This window comes from Allokutzneria sp. NRRL B-24872, assembly GCF_002155965.1.
Taxonomy (GTDB): Bacteria; Actinomycetota; Actinomycetes; order Mycobacteriales; family Pseudonocardiaceae; genus Allokutzneria.
In genome coordinates, this window is sequence record NZ_MUMH01000120.1 from 1 (window position 1) to 13078 (window position 13078).

Consider the following 13078-nt stretch of genomic DNA (forward strand, 5'->3'; position numbering starts at 1 on the left):
TCGAACGGCGGGAGATCGCCAGGCTCGCCGCGAGCCTGGCCGAGCACCGGCAGCCACCGGGTCAGCGGTCCCCTGCCCAGTCCGGCGGGGTCGGTACGGGTCACGATCGCTGCGCCTGGCGGGGGAAGCACCAGCGCAGGGCATCGGCGAAGAGCCCTCGCCACCACGCGTAGTCGTGTCCGCCCGCGAACTCCCGGAAGGCGGTGTCGTACCCCTTCTGCGTGAGCACCTGGTCCAACCAGCGGCTGTGGGTGATCGAACTCTCCAGCTCGCCGACATCGTGAAAGACGCGGATCGGCACCGGTTCCGCGGCCAGGAAGTCGGCGATCAACGTCGGCACGGGGGTACGGCGCAGCAGCTCGTCCGCGCCGGTGCCCATCTTGAGGTCAGGGTGGTAGCCGCACGAGGGCGACTGGACGATGGCGTTTCCGAACGTCGCCGGGTGGTGCAGCACTGTCCACGCGGCACACAGTCCGCCAAAGCTCTCACCGGCCAGCGCCACGTCCCCGGGGTCCCGCGAGAGCGGATACCGCTCGAGCAGCCAGGGCACCAGCTCATCGACCAGCATCTGCGAGAACACCGGATCGCAGAGCAACTCCTGGTAGCGCCGCAGTCCGAGCTGGTCGACGAGAACCACCGCGCAAGGCCGGATCAGTCCCGCCTGGACAAGGGCATCACGAACGCTCGGCGCGCTGTGGTCCGGGGTGCCGTCCAAGTGGATCACGAACGGCAGTGCGCTCTCGTCCGAGAACTCGCCAGGGGGCATCGAGATCCAGATGCGGCGCTCGTTCCCCAGGAGCTCGCTCGCGAACACGGCGGACTCCATGGCCGGTGCCGGCCGCGCTTCGGCCTGATCGAGCCAGGGCAACGGCGCCGCGTCGGGCAGCACTGCCACCGAGGCCCCGGAGAACCTCTCGACCGAGCACTCGGAGAACCTCGGCGGCGGGTTGAACGGGTCCGATACCCGTTGTCCGCATCTGGTGAACACGTACGAGAAGCGCAGATCGGAACGCATCCGCAGGGTGAGAACGCGAAACGGCGTCCCCGGCACCGCAGCGAACTCCGTGTCGATCTTGTTGAAGCCGATGACGGGACCGATGACGACCGAGAGGGTGACCGTCGTGTCGTCTCCGGGCTCGTCGACGAACGTCACGTCCACCTCGTCCGCCAGGACCCGCTCGACCAGCGGAGCACCGGTCTCCACGAGGTGCCGCCTGAACCTCTCAGGACTCCACTCCCCGGTCGACAGCTTCTCGACGAACGGATTGGTCATGTCCTGCTCTCTTCACGTGCGTAGTCGGTGGACCGCTGCCGGGTTCGGTCGCGGCCGAGCGGCACGACCTGCGGGGTACCGGCCACCGGATCGGGCACGACCAGGCAGGGCAGACCGAACACCTCTTCGACCAGATCGGCGGTGACGACCTGGTCGGGGGTGCCTTCGGCGACGACCTGGCCGTCCTTCATGGCGATCAGGTGGGTGCCGTAGCGGGCGGCGTGGTTGAGGTCGTGCAGGACGGCGACCAGGGTGTGGCCGGCGTGGTGCAGATCGGTGAACAGCTCCATCAGCTCGATCTGGTGGGCGATGTCGAGGAAGGTGGTCGGCTCGTCGAGCAGCAGGATGTCGGTGTGCTGGGCGAGCGCCATGGCCACCCACACGCGCTGCCGCTGCCCGCCGGAGAGCTCGTCCACCAGACGGCCGGACAGTGCGGAGACCGCGGTGTGGTTCATCGCCCTCAGCACGGCCTGCTCGTCGGTCTCGGTCCACTGCCTGCCGAAGCCCTGGTGCGGGTACCGGCCCCGGGCCACCAGCTCGGCCACGGTGATCCCGTCCGGAGCGATCGAGGTCTGCGGCAGCAGCCCGACCCGCCGCGCCACCTCCTTGCTCTTGAAGGAGCTGATGTCCGCCCCGTCCAGGACCACCTGCCCAGCGCCGGGTTTGAGCAGCCGTGCCAGCCCGCGCAGCAGGGTGGACTTGCCGCACGCGTTCGGCCCCACGATGACCGTGAACGAGCGGTCCGGGATGGCCACCGACAGGTCCTCGCAGATGAGGCGCTTGCCGTAGCCGATCGTCGCCGAATCCACGTGCAGGCGAGCGCCTCCCGGGCCTCCGGGGCCTCCGAGGAAAGTGGTCACAGGCGTCTCCTGGCTTCGGTGAACAGCAGCCAGCCGAGGTAGCCGCCGCCGAGCATGACGGTGATGGTCCCCACCGGCAGCGGGGTGGGCGCGATGTGCTGGGCGAGGTAGTCCGCCACCAGGCACAGCAGGGCGCCGACGAAGGCGGCGGGCGCGAGGGTGATCCCCGCGGTGCGGGCGATCCGGCGAGCGATCTGAGGTGCCAGCAGGGAGATGAACGTGATCGGCCCCGACGCGGCGGTGACCGTCGCCGTCAACGCGACCCCCACCCCGATCAGGCCGAGGCGGGCAGGCGCGACCCGAACCCCTTGGGAGGCGGCCGCTTCATCACCCAGTTCCAGCTGCCGCATCGGCCGGCTCAGCATCGCGGCCAGCAGCAGGAGCACGACGATGAACGCGCCGCCGACGAGAACCTGGTTCCAGGACGTGCCGTTGAGCGAGCCCGCGCCCCACGCGGCGGCGGCCATCGCGACTTTCAGGTCGGCTTTGAGGATCAGCCAGGTGTTCAGCGACCCCAGCATGGCCGAGATGCCGATGCCGACGACGATCAGCCGGAACCCTTGCACCCCACGCCGGTAGGCGAGCACGTACACGACGACGGCGGTGGCCATCCCGCCCAGCAACGCCCCGCCGACCAACTGCCAGTAGGTGCCGTTGACGACCAGGATCACGATCAGCGCACCGGTGTAGGAGCCCTGCGAGAACCCGATGATGCCGGGCTCGGCGAGCGGGTTGCGCAGCAGGGATTGGAAGATCGCGCCGGACACCCCGAGCGAGGCGCCGAACACCAGCGCCGCCGCCACCCGGGGCAGTCGCCACTCGACCACGATGCTGTGGACGAGCCCCGTCTCGCCGCCGGTCAGCGCCGAGACCACCTGCCCGGCGCTGAGCGGGTACGAGCCGGTCATCAGCGCGAGCACCGCCATGCCCGCGACCGCCAGCGCGAGCACCGCGCAGACGACGACCGAACGCCATTCGAGCCGTACCGCGATCCTCCGGCGCCGCAGCACCAGCACGCGGTGCCCGAAGTCCACCTGGTCCGCCTCCGGCGGTCGAGTGCTCATAGTCCACTCGCCTTCTTCCGCAGCACCAGCGCGATGAGAACGGGAGCGCCGACGAACGCGGTGACGACGCCGACGGGGATCTCGCTGGGGCGCATCACGATCCGGCCGAGGATGTCGGAGGCCAACAGCAGCGCCGGGGCCAGCAGGACGCTGTAGGCGAAGATCCACCGCTGGTTCGGGCCGACGATCCAGCGAGCCACGTGCGGCACCATGAGACCGACGAAGCCGATGGGGCCAGCGATCGCGGTCGCTCCCCCGGCGAGCAGGGTGAGCGCGATGATCGCGAGGACACGCGCGCGGGTCACCCGAACTCCTTGCGTGCGCGCCAGATCGTCGCCGAGAGCCATGGCGTTGAGCGGCCCTGACACCGCGAAGGCCAGGACGAGCGCCACCGCGAAGACCGGCAGGATCGGCACCAGCAGATCGAGCGGCCTGCCCCCGATCGAACCGGCGTTCCAGGACCGCATCGCGTCGAAGGCCGCCGGGTTGGTCAGTTGGAGCGCGTCCGCCGCACCCCTGAGCACCGCGCCGACGCAGGCCCCGGCGAGCACCATCACCACCGGCGAGGAGCCCTGCCGCGTCGACCCGAGCGCGAGCACCACCAGCATGACGATCATCGCCCCCGCGACGGCGAACCACAGGTAGCCGCTGATGTCGCCGACGCCGAGCACGCCAACCGCGACCGTCACCGCGAAGGACGCGCCCGCGTCGAGGCCGAGGGTGCCCGGATCGGCCAGCGGGTTGCGGGTGAGCGCCTGGATCAACGCCCCCACGAGCCCGAGCGCCATTCCGACGACCAGCCCGACGACGGTGCGCGGCAGCCGGTAGTCGCGGATCGCGAACTGATCGATGTCAGCGGCTGGGTGGAACAGGGCGTCCCACACCACCGACGGCGCGATCGCCGTTGACCCGATCATCATGCTCGCCACCAGCAGGACCAGCAGCACCACGAGCACGACGACCAGGCCGACCGAGCGACGCAGCCGCGGCCGTGGCGCCTTCACGGTGTCCGGCCCAACGAGTGGCGGAGCGAGAGCGGTCATTTCTTGGCGGGCAGGTTCGCCAGCGCTCGGTCGAGCGAGTCCAGGTACTGCAGGACGGGCCGGTAGGAGTTGTTGCCGGGGCAGAAGAGTCCGAGCGCGCGGCCCGAGCTCACGGCAGGCAGCGCCTTCCAGGTGTTGGTCTCGACGACGGGCGCGAACGCCGGCTTCGGGCGGCCGTCGGCGTCGACGGGGTAGGTGATCACGTCGTACTTGGACAGTCCCGCGATCTGCTCGAACGGCAGGGACGTCCAGCCGAGGGGGTCCTTGCCCTCGGCCGCCTTGGGGAACTTCATGCCGAGGTCGTCCTGGGCGATCTCGACGCACCCGAAGTCCGCGATGGAGAACGTTCCGGGATCGGAGCTCTCCCAGCGGTCGACGTTGACGAACGAGGTCTCGTCGATGATCTTGCGGTGCGTCTGCTTGATCTTGGCGATCTTCTTCTCGAACTCCGCCTTCTGCGCACTGAGCTCGTTCGTCACGTTCCCGGCCTCGGCGACGCCGCCCGCGAGTGCCTTCCACTCGGTGTCGAGCCCCCAGAAGAGCGTCGGGGCGATCGGCTTCAGCTGGTTCTCGATCTTCTTGAACTCGCCGTCGGGGAGCTGGGCCAGGATGAGGTCCGGCTTCAGGTTGGCGAGCTTCTCCAGGTCGACCTGGTCACCGCTGGCGCCGAGGTTCGTCGCTGCCTTGAACGTGGCCTTCTGCTTCTCGGGAACGAGGCCGAGTTCGGAGGCGGTCACCTCGGTGGCCCCCACCGGCGCGCCACCCATGTCGATGAACGGAAGCGTCGTGTTGCCGATCGTGACGACCCGCTGCGGCTTCACGGGAACGCTGACACTGCCGTTGTCGGCCTTGACGGTGCGCATCTCCCCGGCCGGTTTGGTGGCGCCGTCGCCGCTGCTGCCGCAGGCGGAAAGGACGAGCGTGGCACTCAGCAAGGCGGCCAGGACCGGGCCCCGTCGTCTCAGGAGTGTCGTAGTCATGTTTGTGCTCTTTCTCTTCTGTGCTGTGCGAAAGGTCAGTGGGAGCTGGCCGGCACGAGGTCGCGGATGGTGGTGCCCCAGCCGACGGTGTGCCTCGCCCGGCAGCGGAGTCCCGCTCGGGCGATGACGGCATCGAGTTCGCCGGGGGTCCGCAGTCCGGAGCCGTGCACGGTGAGGGCGAGCAGGTCAGCTCCGCCGTCGTGCTCGTCGAGGCCATCGAAGGTCTCCTCGATCAGCAGCACCCGGCCACCGGGAAGGAGCTGCTCGGCGGCTCGGCGCAGGGCGTGGGCGGCATCAGCGTCGGCGAGGGCCTTGAAGGCGCGGATGACGAACACGGCGTTCGCCGGCGGGCCCGGTTCGAAGACGGACTGCTCGACCACCGTCACCCGCGCGCGCTGCGCCTCATCGGGAATGGTGGCGGGCAGGTCACGGCGCAGCCAGTCCGCTTGGGCGGGCAGCGCGCAGATCGTCACGCGCAGGCCAGGGTGGGCGGCTACGAACTCGCGGGCCTGAGCACCGGCCCCGCCGGAGTGGAGCACCACGTGCTCGACGCCGGTGAGGAGCTCCGATGCGGCGATGGGTTCGGCCAGCGCGGGCTGGAACTTCGCCAGTCGCTCCAGGTAGCGGTCCTCGTAGTCCTGCTCGGCGCGCACCTCGACGTAGGTCTGGCCGGTGACCGAGGCGTAGGACGCCCGGCCGGTACGGATCGACTCGGTGAGCCCGCGCATGCCGAGCATCTCGCGGCCGACCACCCCGGCCGGGTGCAGGGCGTCGACCATGAAGTCGTTGGTCAGCACCTCGCCCGTCGGGGCGAGTCCGTAGTGGCCAGGCTCGGTCTCCGTCAGGACGTCCAGGGTGTGCAGGTAGCGCAGGAGCTTGTGGAGTGCCCGCTCGTCCGCGCCCGCCTTGACGGCCAGGTCCGCGACGCTGGTGACGCCTCGGGAGATCAGGTCAGGGACGCCCAGCTCGACGGCGGCACGGATCGCGGTCGGCGCTACCAACTCGGTCAGCTCGCGAAGCCGCTCGAACGGGGTTTTCGTCTTCTCCGGGTCGGGTACCGCCGCGTCGGTCTCCAGGGCGACGACCTCGCCGCGCCGCCAGTACCCGGCGAAGTCGATGTCCTCCTTCGGCACGCCCCGGCCCTCGACCAGATGGCGTCGCAGGTCCCGAACGGACGTGTGCTCCCCGGCGAGCCACGCGAACGGTTGCCCCTCCCACCAGCCGCCGTTCTTGACCGCGTCCAGGAGCAGGCTGCTCGTCCCCGCCTCGGCATCGCCACGCACCAGCCAGGTCACCTCGACGTGCGGCAGCTCGCGCAGCTCCAGCCGATGTGAGTCCTCGGCGACCTCGACGAACACCCGTGCCCGCGCGTCCTCCGGCAGCTCGTCCAACAGCCGAGCGATGGCGGGAAGAGCGGTGTCGTCCCCGACCACCAAGAGCCAGTCCGCGTCGCCGGGGAGCGAGCGCGAGGAGCTCGGGCCGTAGAAGTGGACGCGTTCGCCTGGTTGCACGCGGTAGGCCCAGGTGGTGCCCACGCCGATGCCGTGCTTGACGAAGTCCACGTCCAGCTCGCCGGCCTCAGCGCTCCAGCGGCGGACCGTGTAGGCCTTCGACAGGGGCCGGGGGTTTCTCGGCAGGTCCACGCCCCGCTCTCGCTGCACCGGCAGCACCGGCTCGGCGTGGCCGGGGGCGCGGAACACCAGCCGGATGTCGTCATCGAAACCGAGCGAGTCGAACGCGGGCTGCGGGAAGCCGTTTGCCGAGGTGAACGCGCGCAGCTGCGCTCCGCCCAGCGTGATCCGCCGCATCCCCGGCGTCAGGTCCGCCACCCGAAGGACCTCGACTTCGCGCAGGGTCACTGGGCGCACGGTGAGCCGGCGTGAGGTCTTCGGCACGAAGGCGGTCCTTCCTGGTCGTTCGACGGAGCAAACAGACAGAGGTTAGGCAATCCTTACCTTCAATGGTGTGCGCAGACTGCCATATCGTTTATGGGCGTGGCCCTCTCATCGCCGTTTCCCGCCGACGCGAGCGAGGCCCCGCCGATCCCGGCGGCGCGGTCGGACTCGACCGGACATCCCCGCCGCCCGCTGCTGATCTGGGTCCGCACCGGCACAGCGCACGTGCGCATCGACGGCGTTGCGGCGTTCCACCTCACCGCCGGGCACGGTGCGTGGATTCCCGCGCTCGGGTGGAACCATCGCGCGATCAACACCGAGCCAGGCACGGTCGCCTTCCCCCTGTGGCTCCACCCGGCTACCGACGGCCCGCGCGAAGCGACTCGGTTCCAGGTCCCCGACGGTTGGCAGGACTGGCTGATCCAGCACTTCAACCTCCTGGTCACCCCGTTGACCGGGCACGGGTACTTCCAGGACGCGATCACCGATCTCCTCGGCCGCGACCGAGCACCCGCGCCCGACGCCTCACCGCCGGAGCTGCCGAGAGCCGCCGGCGCCAAAGCCGTGGCCGAGGAGCTGATCCGCGACCCCGCGATCGACCTCACTGTCGAGCAGTGGGCGGCCAGGGCGCTCTCAAGCCCTCGGACCTTGCGCCGCGACTTCCTCGCAGGCACCGGGCTCACCTTTGAGCAGTGGCGGCTGCGCAACCGCTTGATCGCGGCCGTCGAGTTCCTGGCCGCGGGATTCGACGTCGACCAGGTCGCCGCACGGGTGGGCTTCGCCAGCCGCAACGGCTTCACTCGCGCGTTCAAGCGGCACTACGGACCAACGCCCTACGACTTCAGCAGAAAGCTCGCCGCCAGCTCCGCGCACGTCGACCTGACACCGCGCGCCACCCTGGCCCGTCAGACCGATGAGCTCATGCGCATGACGCGGGGTTCCCTCGCTGCCGCGTCCGATCCGCTCCCCGCTGCCCGCACACCCCGGCACGCCAACCACGTGCACGTCCTGAGCTGGATCTACCGCGGCAGCGGATACCTCGACATCGGCGAGAGCCGTTACGAACGACACCGCGGCGTCGCGACCTGGATTCCCGCAGGCTTGAAGCACATCACCGGTCTCCGCGAGAACTCCATCTCGCTGCCCCTCGGAAGCGCGACCGTCGCCGACCTCCAACTGGCCGAGCCGCTACAGGTGCAGTTCTCCCCCGCCTGGGACGACTACCTGATGCACTGCTCCATCAGCGCCCGATCCGGCCTGCATCCCGACGACTACAACCCCCGTCACATCCTCGACCTCTTCGCCGAACAGGTCGCCGCGCAACGAGCGCTGTCCGTGCCCATGCCCACCGACCCACGCGCCCGCGCCGCCGCGCTGGACTACCTGCGCCACATCGACATCTCCCGCGAATCCGTCCTGTTCGACGTCCCCGCCGAGGTCCACCGCGCCTTCCGCGCCGAGACCGGCATGCCCTTCGCCCGCTGGCGCTACGCCGCCCGCATGCGCATCGCCCGCGACCTGCTCGCCAGCAACGCCAAGCCCAGCACCGTAGCCCGCCGCGTCGGCTACGCCCACCTCCCGGCCTTCAGCACCGCCTTCACCCGCCTCCACGGCCTCTCCCCCCGCGAATTCCAAGAACGCGAGCGCGCTTCCCTCTCAACCCGCACACCCGACCCGAAGTGACCGCTCCCTGATCTCAGGCGTTCGCTTCCAAGGAAACCTCTACCAGCACCGAAAACTAGATGGAAACTCTGACCCATTTCGCCGATTCCGGCGACCTACTCCAGCTCTGCACCAACTGGCCATCCACTACTGCTACAAGAGTCCAGAATGGATTACCCAAAGGGCATGCAGCAGCGAATACCCTTATACCGCAGGCAGAAGCAGCGCTGCTGCACGCCATTCAGTGCAGTTGAGTGCGGTTCAACGAGCCCATACTCCAGCCCGTCCCCACATTGCCACATGAAGTCCCTTTGCAGATCGCACTGAAAGGCAACCTCGCCTCACCCTCAAGTTCAGCGCGCAATCGGTCGCGTGTCGCAGGAAATCTGGAAAATGACCATCAGACAGGAATTCCGATCCTCACAAACACTGGGCCCAGGGCCAGAATTCCGTGACGGACTCGCACTGCGCTTCCATGAACGGCTCGCCCAATCAGCAATGAGCCGCCCCGCCATCGCCGACGCCTAAATGTCGATTTTCACCCTGTCCACGTCACCGGTTGCGGCGCTCCTACACCTGAGAGTTCTCCTGAGCACCCTTGAGGTCCAGTCCCCACCGTTAATGCGTTTGCCGAGCCGCCGTTCATCGGCACCGAGTGCGACGTTCTCGCTCGGTGCCGATGAAACTGGTCAAGGAACGATTGAATCTTGAATCGCAAGAGGACATTAGGACAGCTCCTGGGCCATCCGGCGGAGGTGGGCATCCAGTTCCAGGACGTAGAAGATGCCGTCCCGAATTTCCTGAGGGAAGTCCTCGTGGTGCTTGTAGTCGGCGGCGATGCCGTGGCTGATGTCGACCAGCGCTTTGAACAGCTCGGTCTCGCCCATGCCGTGGGTGCGATCGAGGATGCTCATGCGGGCCATGACCAGCGGGGAAGCATCGTCCCAACGTGCTCGTTGGGCTCCTCCGCCAGAGGAGATACTCGTGGAGGTGCTGGCCTTGTGATCTTGGAGCAGCAGCTCGGCGTAGTCACGCAGGTGCGAAAAGTTCTCCATGAGAATGCGGCGCTGCCGTTCAACACGCTTGCGACCCCTGCGGGTCTCCTGCGGGTCCCGGAGGTTGCGGTGCTGCCCGATCTCCGACAGAGCCAAGTTGTGCCGCGTGCGCTGGAGCACGAGCGCGCGCTGCTCGGCAGCCTGGCGGGACTTCAACCCCAACGCCTCGGCGATCTTCGACCAAGGCATGCCGATCTTGCGCGCCTGCGCGAGCAGGGTGCGCTCGGCCTCATCGACGTCATCACGCGCCAAGGCGAGCAGCTGCATCGCCGCGACCAACAACTCCTCGTCAGGACTGTCAAACACGGTAACGCGCTCGATCAACGCCACGGCACGACGCTCCTTCTCCGAACGTCGCACCGACAGGACGGAGACCAAGTGGTCACGCGCGCGAGCGAAGCGCGGCAGGTTGGCCGGATCTGGCACACGACGAGGCTGGCTCACACGAGAAGCATGCCGCCCACGCATTCCAATGTCAATGAAACGTTGACGTGTAACGTCAACGGATGATTGACATAGTGCACAAATGCGCATAGCTCTCACCTGGGAGGGGAGCCAACTTTGCCACCTGAGCACCCCTCAAACCGACCATCCGCGCGGATGTTTCCCCCATCACAAGGTAACGAATCGGAAAGTGTGTCCCAGGTCACATGAAATGGCAGAGGGGTCTACACCATCCTTGGGCGTCGCCACCACTGGCACACCAGCCAGGCGGCGACATCAAGATCGAATAACTGACGAAACCGCCAGCCACGCTGGATGCGCGGCCGACGGCTCGTCATGGAGGTACTCGGCTAGCGGCGCCTCTGGCCAAAGAAGTTGACCGCCAGTCCGAGAGCAACCACCGAGGTCCTGGCGATTGTCGCCAGGACCTCGCTGCTTGCAGCCTGAGCGATGTGCTCAAGCACGACCGCGAGCTGCTGAGCCATCAACAGCACTCGAATCGCTCGCGGCGCCTGCTGCCCCCGCTCGGGGACGGGCTCGTTGCCCTCGTCGTGCTCCAAGGGCCATCACCTCTTCCATATCCTGGGTGCCGGTTGCACCGCGGTGGCGACCGAGTGCCCCGGAAGAGGGATGAGTGAGGATCGGACTCACGCAACGTGCATGACCTTACTCGGCCACCCCGCCCAACTGGAGGCACCCGAGCCCTGATAACTGCCATTACCCCACCCACCCCGGGGGTACCGGCCACCCTTTTAGATGCCTAAGCCGCAGGTCAGACTAACGAGTGTGATACCTGTCACATTGGCTCCCCAGTGTGACTCTGAGCTGTCGCGCCGTCGAAGGCAATCGTTTGACGCCGCTGAACAGCACTGTGTTGAACGCCGGGATCGAGTCAAGCGCGACCACCAGGTCGGCAGTTCTGTCCTGGCATGGGAGTAGTTCTGCGCGCCGACGTGGTTCTGCTCATGATTACCGTCCGCGCAGTTGCAGGGCTGCTGGGGCTTCGCGGCCGGAGAATCGGCGCCCCTGGCGATCTCGCGGCGCACAGGCGTTCGACCAGCCCGGCGCCACCATCCCAGGACGGCGAGTTTCCCAACGGCCTGGTCCAGCTCGTCGATCACATCCATGCGAGCTTGCACAGATGCTTGTGCTGCTGTGCCTGGATTCCCGGCGATGGCCGCCGCCCGCGCGGCTGGGTTACCCGAGACGGTGCCGATGACGGGGCAAGCGACCATGATCACATCGCCAGCTTCGGAAGCCAGTTGGATGCCGACCTGCTCCCGCTAGGCCAACGGCCTGTCAGCATCGCGTCGGCCACGGGCGAGTAAACGAGGAAGCAGATCTGATTCTGACCCCGTCACCGTCGTGACGGGGGACCTTGCACCCCGCCGCTCCGCACGCAGCCCAGAGGCGGTCACCGACGCGAGCAATCGGCACAGTCGCAATGGGGCAGCACCGAACCACCATCCCGCCTGCAGCGAATCAGCGGAAGATATCTAAGCGCTGGACAACCGCAACATCACTCAGATGGGCTGGAGCAGAAATTGTGACCCCATTCCGCCGGTTTCGGCGACCTGCTCCTGTCAGCGATCCACCACGGCAGCAGGTGTCCACAACAGACAAAAGAAACCGGGTGACCTGCCTGAGCAGATCACCCGGTTTCACTCTCCAAAGTGGAGCTGAGGGGATTCGAACCCCTGACCCCCACACTGCCAGTGTGGTGCGCTACCAACTGCGCTACAGCCCCTTGAGGAGGATCTTTCGCTCGCTTCCGATCTCTCGTTCGCGTGCTTGCACACCATATACGACGGCTCCGCGAACTACGAAATCGGGGGGTCCAAGATCCTCCGGCAGGTCGTTGACCTGCGTGATCTTCAGGCTCAGCCGGCGGAGGCGATGAGCTGGTCGAGCCAGCCGCCGCTGGCGATGTCCACGCGCTTGCCGTTCTGGGCGACGGTGGGGGTGCCGTGGGTGCCCTGGGAGCCCACGAGCGCCTGGTTGTCGGTGAACGCCTTCAGTTCGGCCTCGCCGAGGGGGACGTGGCGCTTGGTGCGCACGCACTGCTCGAAGTCGGGGCCTGCGCCGACGGCGGTGCCGAGCTCGATGAGCCGGTTGTCGTCGTAGCCCTTGGCGCGCTCAGCGGGCTGCTTGCCGAAGAGGCTGGCGAAGTAGGTGGGGAACTTGCCGCTGTCGGCCGAGCAGAGCGCGGCGTTGGCGGCGTCGGCGGAGTAGCCCTCGGGGCTGGACATGGAGTTCAGGAAGGGCAGCAGGTGGTAGCGGACCTTGAGCTGGCCCGCGCTGACCTTCTCGTTGATGTTCTCGCCGTAGAGCTTCTCGAACTGACCGCACGCGGGGCAGAGGAAGTCCGCGTAGACGTCGATGGTGGTCTTGGCGGTGTCCTTGCCCGCGACGACGGTGCCTTCCTGGCGCTGCACCGGGTAGTCGGACTTGGCGTCCACGACGGGGATGGCTCCGGCCGCCTGGTTCGTCAGGAGCACGCCGCCGATCACACCGACCGCGAGCAGCACGACGAAGACAACGCCGATGATGACCTTGTTCCGGTCGCTGCTCGTTCCACGCGCCGCCGCGACCGCACTGGCCTGCTTCTTCTTGTTGCGCGCGTTCCGCTGGGCTCCGCCCACGTCGGCTTCCTCCCCAAAATCGTTCTCCGGTCGAGCCGGACTCTGCTGAGCGCACCCGCTCGCCGGACAGACAACACGGCCCGGGGTGACACCACGGTGTGGCGAGGGTACTGCGAGATGCGTCGGAGCAGGCCAGGCACACCTTCACAAGGCTGTCCTC

The 13078-nt window shown here is 67.8% G+C and carries 10 protein-coding genes and 1 tRNA gene; 1 reads left to right on the plus strand and 10 read right to left on the minus strand.

The features are described from left to right. Window positions 1-100: 100 nt before the first annotated feature. From CCN37_RS27880 to CCN37_RS27905, 6 genes are read right to left on the minus strand one after another with little or no spacing between them, the layout of a single operon-like run. Window positions 101-1273 (minus strand): alpha/beta hydrolase-fold protein, encoded by a 1173-nt coding sequence (locus tag CCN37_RS27880; protein WP_086826425.1) that lies wholly within the window; start codon window positions 1271-1273, stop codon window positions 101-103. Continuing rightward, the gene (locus tag CCN37_RS27885; protein ID WP_210408232.1) at window positions 1270-2133 is read right to left on the minus strand and encodes an ABC transporter ATP-binding protein; all 864 of its coding nucleotides are present in this window, start codon (window positions 2131-2133) and stop codon (window positions 1270-1272) included. Before CCN37_RS27885 ends, CCN37_RS27880 begins: the two co-directional genes overlap by 4 nt. Beyond that, entirely contained in the window at window positions 2130-3197 is a 1068-nt protein-coding gene (locus tag CCN37_RS27890) for an iron chelate uptake ABC transporter family permease subunit (RefSeq protein ID WP_086826428.1), read from the minus strand. Before CCN37_RS27890 ends, CCN37_RS27885 begins: the two co-directional genes overlap by 4 nt. Then, the gene (locus CCN37_RS27895) at window positions 3194-4240 is read right to left on the minus strand and encodes an iron ABC transporter permease (protein ID WP_086826430.1); all 1047 of its coding nucleotides are present in this window, start codon (window positions 4238-4240) and stop codon (window positions 3194-3196) included. Before CCN37_RS27895 ends, CCN37_RS27890 begins: the two co-directional genes overlap by 4 nt. Further along, window positions 4237-5220, minus strand: coding sequence for an ABC transporter substrate-binding protein (locus CCN37_RS27900; protein WP_086826432.1), 984 nt, complete (start codon window positions 5218-5220; stop codon window positions 4237-4239). Before CCN37_RS27900 ends, CCN37_RS27895 begins: the two co-directional genes overlap by 4 nt. 35 nt (window positions 5221-5255) lie before the next feature. After that, window positions 5256-7079: a siderophore-interacting protein gene (locus tag CCN37_RS27905; protein WP_246843355.1), complete on the minus strand. Its 1824-nt coding sequence runs from the start codon at window positions 7077-7079 to the stop codon at window positions 5256-5258. Between the two features lie 135 nt (window positions 7080-7214). Here CCN37_RS27905 and CCN37_RS27910 point away from each other — a divergent pair, with 135 nt between their 5' ends. Next, window positions 7215-8798 (plus strand): AraC family transcriptional regulator, encoded by a 1584-nt coding sequence (locus CCN37_RS27910; protein ID WP_210408233.1) that lies wholly within the window; start codon window positions 7215-7217, stop codon window positions 8796-8798. Window positions 8799-9502: 704 nt separating this feature from the next. Here CCN37_RS27910 and CCN37_RS27915 read toward each other — a convergent pair. The 4 genes from CCN37_RS27915 to CCN37_RS27930 all read right to left on the minus strand — a co-directional run bounded on the left by CCN37_RS27915 (window position 9503) and on the right by CCN37_RS27930 (window position 12918). Further along, window positions 9503-10162, minus strand: coding sequence for a hypothetical protein (locus CCN37_RS27915; protein ID WP_086826439.1), 660 nt, complete (start codon window positions 10160-10162; stop codon window positions 9503-9505). 464 nt (window positions 10163-10626) lie between these two features. Beyond that, window positions 10627-10836 (minus strand): hypothetical protein, encoded by a 210-nt coding sequence (locus CCN37_RS27920; protein WP_086826441.1) that lies wholly within the window; start codon window positions 10834-10836, stop codon window positions 10627-10629. Between the two features lie 1114 nt (window positions 10837-11950). Next, window positions 11951-12023, minus strand: a tRNA-Ala gene (locus CCN37_RS27925). A gap of 133 nt (window positions 12024-12156) precedes the next feature. Further along, complete coding sequence (locus CCN37_RS27930; protein ID WP_086826443.1) at window positions 12157-12918, minus strand: thioredoxin domain-containing protein; 762 nt, start codon at window positions 12916-12918, stop codon at window positions 12157-12159. Window positions 12919-13078 lie beyond the last annotated feature (160 nt).

What these genes read in the sequence shown, in the direction of transcription:
- CCN37_RS27880 (WP_086826425.1), bottom strand. Translation starts at nt 1,273, where the DNA reads ATGACCAATCCGTTCGTCGAGAAGCTGTCGACCGGGGAGTGGAGTCCT.
- CCN37_RS27890 (WP_086826428.1), bottom strand. Translation starts at nt 3,197, where the DNA reads ATGAGCACTCGACCGCCGGAGGCGGACCAGGTGGACTTCGGGCACCGC.
- CCN37_RS27895 (WP_086826430.1), bottom strand. Translation starts at nt 4,240, where the DNA reads ATGACCGCTCTCGCTCCGCCACTCGTTGGGCCGGACACCGTGAAGGCG.
- CCN37_RS27900 (WP_086826432.1), bottom strand. Translation starts at nt 5,220, where the DNA reads ATGACTACGACACTCCTGAGACGACGGGGCCCGGTCCTGGCCGCCTTG.